This window comes from Aquabacterium sp., assembly GCF_048860245.1.
Lineage (GTDB): Bacteria > Pseudomonadota > Gammaproteobacteria > Burkholderiales > Burkholderiaceae_C > Aquabacterium.
Genome location: NZ_JBLIZW010000074.1, coordinates 55,336 through 66,580, shown reverse-complemented (window position 1 = coordinate 66,580; position 11,245 = coordinate 55,336). Strand labels below are relative to the sequence as shown.

8 protein-coding genes are annotated in these 11,245 nt (G+C 60.7%); 2 read left to right on the top strand and 6 right to left on the bottom strand.

The genetic code is table 11. The features are described 5' to 3' along the window. The coding region (locus ACMV18_RS08975; protein WP_420817562.1) for an efflux RND transporter permease subunit at positions 1-3,031 on the bottom strand (3,031 nt) is incomplete at its 3' end. Between the two features lie 21 nt (positions 3,032-3,052). After that, the gene (locus tag ACMV18_RS08970; RefSeq protein WP_420817561.1) at positions 3,053-4,183 is read right to left on the bottom strand and encodes an efflux RND transporter periplasmic adaptor subunit; all 1,131 of its coding nucleotides are present in this window, start codon (positions 4,181-4,183) and stop codon (positions 3,053-3,055) included. A gap of 186 nt (positions 4,184-4,369) precedes the next feature. Between ACMV18_RS08970 and ACMV18_RS08965 the strand changes: the two genes are divergently transcribed. Then, positions 4,370-5,299, top strand: coding sequence for a squalene/phytoene synthase family protein (locus tag ACMV18_RS08965; protein ID WP_420817560.1), 930 nt, complete (start codon positions 4,370-4,372; stop codon positions 5,297-5,299). Here the strand turns inward: ACMV18_RS08965 and ACMV18_RS08960 are convergent. Continuing rightward, positions 5,265-6,446, bottom strand: coding sequence for a TIGR03790 family protein (locus ACMV18_RS08960; RefSeq protein WP_420817559.1), 1,182 nt, complete (start codon positions 6,444-6,446; stop codon positions 5,265-5,267). The genes ACMV18_RS08965 and ACMV18_RS08960 overlap by 35 nt on opposite strands. A 126-nt stretch (positions 6,447-6,572) precedes the next feature. On the opposite strand from ACMV18_RS08960, the gene ACMV18_RS08955 reads away from it, so the two are divergent. Then, positions 6,573-7,313, top strand: a complete 741-nt coding sequence (locus tag ACMV18_RS08955; protein ID WP_420817558.1) for an IclR family transcriptional regulator — start codon at positions 6,573-6,575, stop codon at positions 7,311-7,313. Between the two features lie 98 nt (positions 7,314-7,411). On the opposite strand, the gene pbpG is transcribed toward ACMV18_RS08955, so the two are convergent. The 3 genes from pbpG to pssA form a co-directional block, all read right to left on the bottom strand. Further along, positions 7,412-8,671 carry a D-alanyl-D-alanine endopeptidase gene (gene pbpG, locus ACMV18_RS08950; RefSeq protein ID WP_420817557.1) on the bottom strand — a complete coding sequence of 420 codons (1,260 nt, stop codon included), beginning with the start codon at positions 8,669-8,671 and terminating at the stop codon, positions 7,412-7,414. Between the two features lie 109 nt (positions 8,672-8,780). After that, a complete protein-coding gene (locus ACMV18_RS08945) occupies positions 8,781-10,322 on the bottom strand; it encodes a 2-isopropylmalate synthase (protein WP_420817556.1) in 1,542 nt (513 codons plus the stop codon). Between the two features lie 42 nt (positions 10,323-10,364). Next, positions 10,365-11,216 (bottom strand): CDP-diacylglycerol--serine O-phosphatidyltransferase, encoded by an 852-nt coding sequence (pssA, locus tag ACMV18_RS08940; RefSeq protein WP_420817555.1) that lies wholly within the window; start codon positions 11,214-11,216, stop codon positions 10,365-10,367. Positions 11,217-11,245 lie beyond the last annotated feature (29 nt).

Below are 11,245 nucleotides of genomic sequence, written 5' to 3'. Positions count from 1 at the left end.
CCATCGGGCCCCAGAAGGTGCTGCGACTCAACGGAATCATGGCCAGGACTGCCGCAGCAGCTGTCAGGACGATGGGTCGGAAACGACGCACTGCAGCATCCACGATGGCGTCCCAAGCGGCCACGCCCAACGCACGATCCTGCTCGATCTGGTCGATCAGGATCACCGAGTTGCGCATGATCATGCCCATCAAGGCGATCACGCCGAGCAGCGCCACGAAGCCGAAGGGGCGATCCAATGCCAGCAAGGCCATGGCCACGCCCGCGATCCCCATGGGACCGGTCAGGAAGACCAACAGCGCGCGCGAGAAGCTCTGCAACTGCAGCATCAGCAGCGTGAAGATGATGAACAGCATGGTGGGGAGATTGGCCATGATCGAGCCCTGGCCCTTGCTGCTTTCTTCGGTCGTCCCGGCAACCACCACGCGGTAGCCTGCCGGCATGCGTTGCTGCAGTTCCTGCATCTTGGGCCACAAGGCGGTGGTCACCGTCGGGCCTTGCACGCCATCGCGTACGTCCCCTTGCACGGTGACGGCAAACAAGCGACCTTCACGCCACAACACGCCAGGCTCCCAAGCCAGTTGAGGCTTGGCCACCTGCAACAAGGGAATCATGCGACCGGTGGCCGAGGGTACATAGGCGCTGTCCAGTGCTTCCAGGGTCACGCGCTCGGATTGCGGCGCACGCAACTCGATGTCGATCAGGCGATCGCTCTCGCGATATTGGCCCACGATCGTGCCCGAGGTCTGCGTGCGCAAAGCCTGCGAAATCGACTGCGTGGTCACACCCAAGGCACGGGCCTTGTCCTGATCAACTTCCAGACGCAGGGATTTGACCGACTCGTTCCAGTTGTCGTTGATGCCGTGCATGTCTTTGTGAGACCGCATGATGGCCTTGGCCTCGTCTGCAAAGCGGCGCAGGGTCGCAACGTCAGGGCCCTCCAGACGGAACTGAACCGGATAGGCCACAGGCGGCCCGTTCGGCAACAACTTCACCCGGGCTCGCAACTCCGGAAACTCCTCAGCCATCACCGTCACCAAGCGGTGACGCAAGGCCTCGCGAGCCGCAAAACTTTCCGGCAACACGACCGCCTGGCTGACGTTGGTTTGCGGGAAGATTTGATCCAGCGGCAGATAGAAGCGCGGCAGGCCTGAGCCCACCCAGGTGCTGACCGACTTGACGCCCGGCTCTTTCAGGAGACGCGCCTCAAATCGCCGAGCCATGTCTTCGGTAGCCTGGAAGCTGCTGCCTTCCGGCAGCCACAGATCCACCAGAATTTCTGGACGGTTGGAGTCCGGGAAAAACTGCTGCTGCACCTTCCCCATCCCCATGACACCCAGAACCAAAGCACCGATCGTCAGTCCAATGGTGATCCAGCGGTGTTCCACACACCAGTTCACCAGCTTTTTGAAACGGCTGTAGAACGGGGTGTCGTACAGATCTTCGTCGCTGCCATGCGCAATCTTGGGCTTGGTTCGCAGCAGTTGCTGCCCCAAGTAAGGCACGAAGTACACCGACACCAGCCAAGAGATGACCAAGGCCGCAGCTGTCACCGCAAAAATGGCAAAGGTGTATTCACCGGTTGCTGAATTGGCCATCCCGATGGGCAGAAACCCAGCGGCGGTGATCAACGTGCCGGTCAGCATGGGCATGGCCGTCAGGTTGTAAGCCGCCGTCGCGGCGTGCACCTTGTCATAACCTTCTTCCAGCTTGTGGACCATCATTTCCACGGCGATGATGGCGTCATCCACGAGCAGGCCCAGCGCGATGATGAGCGCCCCAAGCGAGATCTTGTGCAGTCCCACGCCCCAGAACTTCATCACCAGGAAGGTCAAGGCGAGCACCAAAGGAATGGTGATGGCCACGATCAGCCCAGGCCACACGTCCAGGCGCCAGGGCTTGGTATGCAGGCCCAAGCTGAGGAAGCTCACACCCAGCACCACCACCACCGCCTCAATCAGCACTTTGACAAACTCGCCCACCGAACTCGACACCGTGGCGGGCTGGTTTTGAATCTGATCCAGCTCGATACCGGCGGGCAGATCGTGGCGAATGCGCTCGGTGGCTTCAGACAAGCTCTTGCCCAATGCAATGATGTCCCCGCCCTTGGCCATGGAAACACCCAGCGCGATCACTTCTTTGCCTTGATGGCGAACCTTGGTCGATGGTGGATCCTGGTAGGCACGCGTCACCGTTGCGATGTCACCCAGCTTGACGCTGCGAGCTTGGCCAGTGACCGGATTCATCACACGAATCGGCAGCACACGCAGTTGATCGACCGACTGGAAGGCGCCATTGACGCGCATCTGCACATTGGCCTGCTCGCCAGCATAGACCCCACCGCCTTCGACGGCGTTTTGTGCATTCAGCTGCGCAATCACCTGGCTCATGTCGATGCCCAGCTCGGCCAGGCGACGCTGCGGAATCTCGATGAACACCTTTTCCGGCTGCACGCCCCACAACTCAACCTTCGCGACGTTGGGGATACGCAGCATGTCGGAGCGCACACGCTCGGCAAATTGACGCAACTCTTCATGGGAAAAGCCATCTGCCGAGATCGCATAAATCGACCCGTACACATCCCCGAATTCGTCATTGAAGAACGGCCCCACCACGCCTTGCGGCAAGGTGTAGCGCATGTCGCCGACCTTCTTTCGCACCTGATACCAAAGATTGGGAATCTCCTTGGGGGGCGAACTGTCCTTGACCATCATGATGGTCAAGGATTCACCCGGCTTGGTGTAAGAGCGGATTTTGTCGGCGTAGGGCACCTCCTGGAGCGTGCGCTCGATCTTGTCCGTCACCTGCTCTGCCACTTGCTGAGCGGTGGCGCCAGGCCAGTAGGTTCGCACCACCATGGCACGAAACGCAAAGGGAGGATCTTCGTCCTGACCCAAAGTAAAGTAAGCCGCAACCCCCAAGACCATCAGAACGATCATCAGATAGCGGGTCAGCGCCGGGTGCTCCAACGCCCACAACGAGATGTTGAAGCGCTGTTTGCCAGACCAGGACGTATTCGTACCGTTACTCACCGGTGTTTCTCCGTGCGCTGGTTATTTGGATGCTGCAGAAGCTGGCGCCGAAGCGGGCGTGGCAGCATCTGGTTGGTAGCGACGTACCTTTTGACCTTCGGTCAACACATGCACGCCGGCGGTCACCACTTCCTGACCAGGATTCAGGCCTTTGGTCACCAGAATCACATTGCCGCTGATGTCCGCCGTCACCACAGGCACGGTCTTCACGGTCATGGATTGCCCATCAAGCACCCACACCGCTGAATGCCCATCTTTTTCGACCAGTGCGTTGAGCGGGACGCGCAAGCCACCGTTGGCTCGCACCGTGGTGTTGAGCATGACCGTCGCCGTCTGCCCCAGGCCGAAATGATCGCTGCCCACATCCGCCTTCGCCAGGTAAGTGCGTGTGACCGGATCCGCTGCCGCCGCCATTTCCCGCAGGGTCACCGGCGCCCAATCGGCGCTGCCCCAACGGCGAACCTTCAATGCGCCCGGCTTGCCGATCAGTGCGCGCACCGCTGCGCCCATGTCTTCCGGCACGGCAAACACCGCATCACGGGCGCCATCATGAGCCAAGGTGAGCACCGGCTGGCCGGCAGCGACAACTTGACCAGGCTCCAGATCCACAGAGGTGATGACACCCGCTGCGTCTGCCACCAATGCCGAATAGTTGGCCTGATTGGTCTGGACACCGGCTTGTGCGCGTGCCTGCTGCAAGCTGGCTTGTGCCGCACGGTTGGCGGTTTCGTGACGCTCAAGCTCTGCCGAGCTGATGAATCCCTGTGCACGCAGTTCGGTGAAACGCTTCAGATTGGAGGCCGAGAGTGCAGCATTGGCCTCGGCAGCGGCCACACCCGCACGGGCGGCATCCTGAACGAGACGCAAATCCTGCGGATCAAGCTGAGCCAGTACCTGCCCGGCCTTGACGGCTTGCCCCAGAACCACCGCACGCTGCACCACCTTGCCCCCCACGCGGAACCCCAGGCGGGACTCATGTCGCGCACGGATGTCTGCCGCGAACTCACGCTCCAGCACGCCCCCCGCGTCGGTCAGAACCATGGTGCGCACAGCGCGCACCGGCGCCTCAGTTGGCTGCGGCTTGCTACAAGCAACCAGCAAACTCAGGCAAAGGGGCATCACAACACAGGCAGAGGCCTTGGTCCAGCGCATGGTGTTCATTCTTGTCGTCTTAGAAAAATGGGGCCGGAAAGTTGCCTGGCTCACGCCTTCGGCATGCCTCTTCCCGACATCACAGGCCGCCATAGTAACTGACTCGCGGGTCAGTAAGAAATTTAAGGTCTTCCTTTGCCGGCTTCCTGACACATGGACAATAGGGTCCGCAGCAGACCTTGAGACATGACCGACCGTTCACAACCGCCCTCAGCGCCCACTCTCGCAACCGACACCTCACCTCAGGACGCTCGGCCGGAGCGGCTCGCACACACCTTCCCTCGCCCAGGCAGCAGTCTTTATCACGCACTGAAGGTGGTGCCAGCACAACAGCGCGCGCCCCTCGAAACCTGGCTGACGTGGTGGCACGAGACCGCCCTCATTCCTTATGAGGTGCGAGACCCCGGGGTGGCCGAGCAAAAGCTGACCTGGTGGCTGAGTGAACTCAAGCGGGCCGAGCAAGGCCAAGCGCAACACCCGCTGTTGCAGCGCGTCAAGGCGTTCACCCTGTTGCCAAACGCCCCGACTTGGCCGGAGTGGCCACTGTGGTCACAACAGATCGAGGGGCTGATTCAGTTGGTCCATCAAACACGCTGGCTGGACGATGGCAGCCTGCAGCGACATGCACGACAAACCACCGGCGCAGCGGCCGAAAGTGCCGCGGTCTTGCTGGGGGCCACGAGCGACGCGGCCCGCTCGGCAGCCAATCTGTTGGGTGTCGGTTTGCGTCAAGCCCATCAACTGGGACGATTGGGGCAGGATGCACGCGCAGGTTGGGTCAATGTGGCCATTGATGTCTTGCAGACCCACGATGTCAAGGCTCACCAACTTACCCGACCGGACGCCCAACAAGTGCCCGCGGGCTGGTCCGCCCTGTTGGGGCACTTGCATGCACAGGCCCATGCAACCCTCGATCAGGGGCTCTCAGCCATTCGAGCACTGTCACGCGCCGAACAGCGGGCGTTGAAACCTCTGTTGGTGCTGGCGCATATTCAATTGGCACAAATGGCGGCCGTTGCCCAAAGCGGCGATCTGGTGCTGCACCAGCGCATCGTTCTCACCCCACTCATGAAGAGCTGGATCAGTCAGAAGGTCCGCTGGGGACTGTTGAAGTAGCCCCCGTCACCCGTCGGGCAAACGGCGCAGCCAGAGGCTCACCCACAAACAGTCCTTGCTGCGGCCACAGGACGCTTTTCCAATAGGCTTCAATGGCCGTGGCACCCTGCAAATAAAACAGCAGCAAGGCCTGAGGGTGGGGAAACTTCTGCAAATGGGCACAGGGCTCACTGGCTGTGCCGTAACTGGCCGTTGCGCCAGCATCGATCCACGACAGTACCGTCATTTGCCCGTGGGGTTTGTCGAGCACACCGCCAAACGACGTCAGGTGATCAGCCAGCGCGCCGGGCAGGAAATGCACGGTCTCCAGATGGTCGACCATGGTTCGACCTGTCAGGTAGATGAGTACGCGGTCGGCATCGCGCAAGGCGTCAGCCTGATCCAATACAACGTCGACCCCCAATTTAGGCTGGAGTCCCGCAGGCGGAAACAAGCTTCTGCGACGACTTCTCACTTCATCGCTGGTGGTGACAAAGTGAGCCGCCACCGGCAAACCGCCCCGAAGTCCCAAAGTGCCATCAGCGCTGACGCCTCGGTCAATCAAGGCTTTGGCCGACGGAATGTCTTTGGAGGCCAGCAGCATGCTCAAACGCATGTGATGCTCTGAATAGGGGCGAGATGACGCCGTGCCGAAATAAGAAGATGGACGTGTCGGTGCGCAGGTGTTGCTGCACACCTTGGGATCAAAACCCAGCGCAAGCGCTCCCGTGATGGCATTGCACTCGACAGCGTAAGGCAAGCGCCAGATCAAAGCGAGCGCCTGAACCCGATCCGCGAAGTGCGTGTCGATCTTCTTGCGCAACTCCTCAAACTCCGCTGACGTCAAGGCGCCTTTGACCGGCAAACGCACGTGCAAGACCTGCCCTTCAGGAATATGACGAGCCTTGAGGTAGTAGGCCCCCACCTGCACGGAATAAGGATCGTCATCGTTGATGACGACCCCCAGGTCCTTGGTCTGAAGCTGCCCATACACACGGGGCACCGTCATCCACCGTCGAGCGGGCTGGGCTTGAGACGCAGGCGTGGCACTGCTGGCTGCAGCAGCCGACAAGTCAGGTGCAGCCAAGCTCTGCCCGGCGCCAAGCAAGCAGAGGCACCACAGCACCAGCACGCCTCGCATGGCGCCAAAGAAGCGGGAAAAGTACATGAATGTCATGAGAACCCGAACATGCGCACCAAGAAGGTTCGTAAAACAGCTCAAGCCCAGGATTATTTCGCCGATTGAGCGTAGATCCCATGTTTCGAAACCTGGTTCCCAAGAGGATGCCCCCAGATGAGCGACACCCCACACAACTCGACGTCCATCCAAGTGCTCAGCAGAATGTTTTCGCTGCTCGACACCCTGGCGCAGGAAGGCGATGCTGTCTCGCTTAAGGTCATCAGCGAGAGGACCAGCCTTCACCCATCCACCGCACACCGGATCTTGAACGATTTGGCCGTAGGAGGCATGGTGGAGCGCTGCGGCCCCGGCAGTTACCGGCTGGGCATGCGCTTGCTGGAGCTTGGCAACCTCGTCAAGGCTCGGCTGGATGTGCGCGAACTTGCAGTCAGACCCATGCAAGACCTCCATCGGCTGACCGGGCAACCCGTTGCCCTCTTCGTCCGACAGGATGACGAAGCCCTGTGCGTCGAACGAACCGTGAGTGAGCGAGCCGGGGTGCAGGTCACCCGCGTGATGGGCCTGAGACTGCCGCTCATTTCAAGCGCAGCGGGCAAGGTTTTGCTGCTGAACGACTCGGCCAATAGCTTGCAGGCCTTGGTCCCGATCGGCACGCGCCCGGATCTGCTGCAACTGGAGCTTCAGCAGATTCGCCAAAACGGTTTGGCGCAAGACCGAGATGCCCGCGATGCCGGCGGCTACAGTGCGTCCGTGCCCGTGCTCGATGACATGGGACACATTTGCGCAAGCCTGAGCCTGACCAGCGCCAACCAACCCCTTCAGCCTGAGTGGCTGGATGCCCTGCGCGGCTGTGCACAGAGGGTGTCAACGTCGTTAGGCTGGCAGCACAGCTGAGCACACGCCCATCCCAAAAGAAAACGGCGCCCCAGATTGAGCGGCGCCGTTTTGTGATGGATGCCAGCGCCGCCAGTTGGGGCGCTTCGCACAAGGCATCAAGAAGCGTTCTTGACCTGCGCTGAGGCGCTCACGGTGCGACGAGTCTGGCCACCGTTTTCAATCCAGCGACGGACACGCTCGGCATCAGCCTGCCGAGAGTACTTGCCGGTAGAGTCCAGAAACACCATGATGAACTTGCGGCCAGCCATGCGGGCCTGCATCACCAAGCAGCGACCTGCCTCGACGATGTAGCCGGTTTTCTGCAAGCCGATGTCCCAAGAAGGATTGCGCACCAAGCTGTTGGTGTTACGGAACTGCACCTGCCGCGCGCCAAGGCGAACCGCGTACTCAGGCGATGTCGACAACTCGCGGATCAAAGGTTGCTGATAGGCCGTACGAACCAGCGAAGCCAGATCACGAGCGCTTGACTGGTTGCGGCTGCTGAGGCCGGTGGGATCAACATAACGGGTGTCATGCATACCCAAAGCGCGAGCCTTCGCGTTCATCGCATTGACAAAAGCACCCAGACCACCCGGGTAGGTGCGGCCCAAGGCGTGGGCCGCGCGATTCTCGGAGGACATCAAGGCCAAATGCAGGGCTTCACCACGGGTCAGGGTGGTGCCAACTGCCAAGCGCGAACTGCTGTTCTTCTCGGTGTCCACATCGTCGGCCGTGATAGAAATTTCTTCATCCAAAGGCTGATGCGCATCGACCACCACCGTGGCCGTCATCAACTTGGTCAGCGATGCGATGGGCAACACTGCGTTGGAGTTCTTGTCGAACACCACCTCGTTGGTATCTTGATCCAGGACCAAAGCAACGCTCGACTTCAGATCCAGAGGATCCGGCGTGTGGTGCAAGCCGTACAGCTGACCGAACGAAGCGCCCGATGCGCTGGATGCCGCAGCCACGTTGGCCATGCCGGCCACCGGCACGTGGGTCGCCGACTGACGCAGGACCACGGGCTTCACTGGCGCTACAGCTGCGACGCGAGGTGCGCGCGGCTCTGCACGAGCCTGACGTGACTCGGCCTTGCTCCCGCGGGCACGGCGGTCTGCCACCTTGTCTGCTTGGCGCTTGCTCGATGAAGCAACCTTCTTGGACTTGTCAGACTTGCTGGCCACGTCCCGCTTTTCGGCAGCGCTTTTCTTGCCCTTGCTCGAGGCAACAGCCTTGGACTTTGTCGCTGCAACGGTCTTCGTCTTGGCTGAGGCAACCTTCTTGGTCGCAGCCTGAGCCGACACACCCAGGGACAAAGACAGCACCCCGGCGAGCGCCAAGATCAACCAGTTTTGCTTCCAGTTTGTGCGAGTCACAGTACAACCCTTTCGTCTTACCTCAAGTGTAAATAAAAAACGCGCAAGATCAAAGACTTACGCGTCCTTTATCAAGTAACCCGCAAAAGCAGGCTACTCACGCCTTGGTTCAGCCTTGGGCTGCGACGCGTTCGGCGTTGCTGTGCAACTTGTTCAAGGCCGACAAATAGGCCTTGGCCGAGGCCACCACGATGTCCGGGTCTGCACCCACCCCGTTCACCACGCGACCGCCCAATTGCAGTCGCACGGTCACCTCACCTTGAGATTCTGTGCTTCCCGACGTGATGGCATTCACCGAGTAAAGTTGAATTTCCGCGCCACTTTTCACGACGGATTCAATCGCCTTGACGCTGGCATCGACCGGGCCGTTGCCTTGGCTTTCGGCGCTGTGCTCGACATTGCCGGCCGCGAACACCACCCGAGCGTGGGGGCGTTCGCCCGTTTCAGAGCCTTGCGACAAGGCCACCAGGCGATAGTGCTCTTGCTCGCTCGTCACGCTTTCATCACCCACCAGAGCAATGATGTCTTCGTCAAAGATCTCGCTCTTGCGGTCGGCCAGTTCCTTGAACTTGGCGAACGCGGCGTTGACTTCAGCTTCAGAGTCCAGATCGATGCCCAATTCCTGCAGGCGCTGCTTGAAGGCGTTGCGGCCCGAGAGCTTGCCCAGCACGATCTTGTTGGCCGCCCAACCCACGTCTTCGGCGCGCATGATTTCGTAGGTGTCACGCGCCTTGAGCACGCCGTCCTGGTGAATACCGGATGCGTGCGCGAACGCGTTGGCGCCGACCACGGCCTTGTTGGGTTGCACCACGAAGCCCGTGGTCTGAGACACCAAACGGGACGCCGGCATGATTTGACGGGTATCGACGCCCACGTCCAGACCAAAGTAGTCACGACGCGTTTTGATCGCCATGACGATTTCTTCCATGGCGCAGTTGCCAGCGCGCTCACCCAGACCGTTGATCGTGCACTCCACCTGACGGGCACCACCCATCTTCACGCCGGCCAGAGAGTTGGCCACGGCCATGCCCAAGTCGTTGTGACAGTGCACCGACCAGATGGCCTTGTCGGAGTTCGGCACTTTTTGACGCAGTTCGCGGATGAAGTTGCCGTACAACTCGGGGATGCCATAACCCACCGTGTCAGGGATGTTGATGGTGGTGGCGCCTTCGGCGATCACGGCTTCGCAGACGCGCGCCAGGAAATCGAGTTCAGAGCGGTAACCGTCTTCAGCAGAAAACTCCACGTCCGAGGTCAGGTTGCGGGCGAAACGCACAGCCGACTTGGCCTGCTCCAGCACCTGCTCGGGCGACATGCGGAGTTTTTTCTCCATGTGCAATGGGCTGGTGGCAATGAAGGTGTGAATCCGCCAGGAATTGGCACCCTTCAGGGCCTCGGCCGCACGACTGATGTCGCGGTCGTTGGCGCGTGCCAGCGAGCACACGGTCGAATCCTTGATGACGTCGGCGATGGCCTTGATGGCCTCAAAGTCGCCATTGGACGACGCGGCAAAACCCGCCTCCATGACGTCCACCTTCATGCGCTCGAGCTGGCGTGCGATGCGCAGCTTCTCTTCGCGGGTCATGGACGCGCCGGGCGACTGCTCGCCGTCACGCAAGGTGGTGTCGAAAATGATCAGCTTGTCGGTCATGGTGTGCCTCCAGGGGCAGAATTTCGTTCAGGCTGCTCGCGCTCAGCGATGCAAGCCGGCTTCGTCAGGCTCGTCGGTCGAGGTGGAAATGACGCTGACGGGCTTGCCCTTCATGCGCTTCCAGATGTAGACGCCGTACCCCGACAGGCCGTACACCACGAACACACCAAACAGCACGATGGGCGGATGGATGGTGATGACCGCGATGCCGAGTGCAATGGCCACCACGGCAATGAACGGTACCGTGCGGCGGAAGTTGACGTCCTTGAAACTGTAGAAAGGCACGTTCGTCACCATGGTCAAGCCGGCGTAAAGGGTGAACGCACAAGCCAGCCAGACCATCCAGGGCAAGGAGGTGGCGTTCTCGCCGACGTCGGTCACCACCCAGATCAGGCCCATGACCAACGCGGCGGCTGCAGGGCTGGGCAGACCTTGGAAGAAGCGCTTGTCGACCACAGCGATATTGGTGTTGAAACGCGCCAGACGCAGGGCCGCGCCCGAACAATAGACAAAAGCAGCGATCCAGCCCAGTTTGCCCATGTCCTTGAGCGCCCATTCGTAGACGATCAGCGCCGGTGCGGCGCCAAACGACACCATGTCAGACAGGCTGTCCATTTGCTCGCCAAACGCGCTTTGCGTGTTCGTCATGCGGGCGACACGGCCATCCAGGCTGTCGAGCACCATGGCACAGAACACGCCAATGGCCGCCTGCTCGAACTGGCCATTCATGGCCATGACGATGGCGTAGAACCCGCCAAACAGAGCGGCCAGGGTGAACAGGTTAGGAAGAATGTAGATGCCCTTGCGACGAGGACGAGGTGCGTCGTCCACGTCATCGGCGACGTCCACGACGAGATCGTCGTCAGCCTTGGGCGATTGGGAAGATTGGGTCATGCGGTGGCCAGCCTGCCGAAGCAGGCAGA

Excerpts from the sequence above, each read along its gene's own strand:
- ACMV18_RS08955 (WP_420817558.1), top strand. The coding sequence starts at position 6,573 with ATGAGCGACACCCCACACAACTCGACGTCCATCCAAGTGCTCAGCAGA.
- ACMV18_RS08965 (WP_420817560.1), top strand. The coding sequence starts at position 4,370 with ATGACCGACCGTTCACAACCGCCCTCAGCGCCCACTCTCGCAACCGAC.
- ACMV18_RS08960 (WP_420817559.1), bottom strand. The coding sequence starts at position 6,446 with ATGTACTTTTCCCGCTTCTTTGGCGCCATGCGAGGCGTGCTGGTGCTG.
- ACMV18_RS08970 (WP_420817561.1), bottom strand. The coding sequence starts at position 4,183 with ATGCGCTGGACCAAGGCCTCTGCCTGTGTTGTGATGCCCCTTTGCCTG.
- pssA (WP_420817555.1), bottom strand. The coding sequence starts at position 11,216 with ATGACCCAATCTTCCCAATCGCCCAAGGCTGACGACGATCTCGTCGTG.
- ACMV18_RS08945 (WP_420817556.1), bottom strand. The coding sequence starts at position 10,322 with ATGACCGACAAGCTGATCATTTTCGACACCACCTTGCGTGACGGCGAG.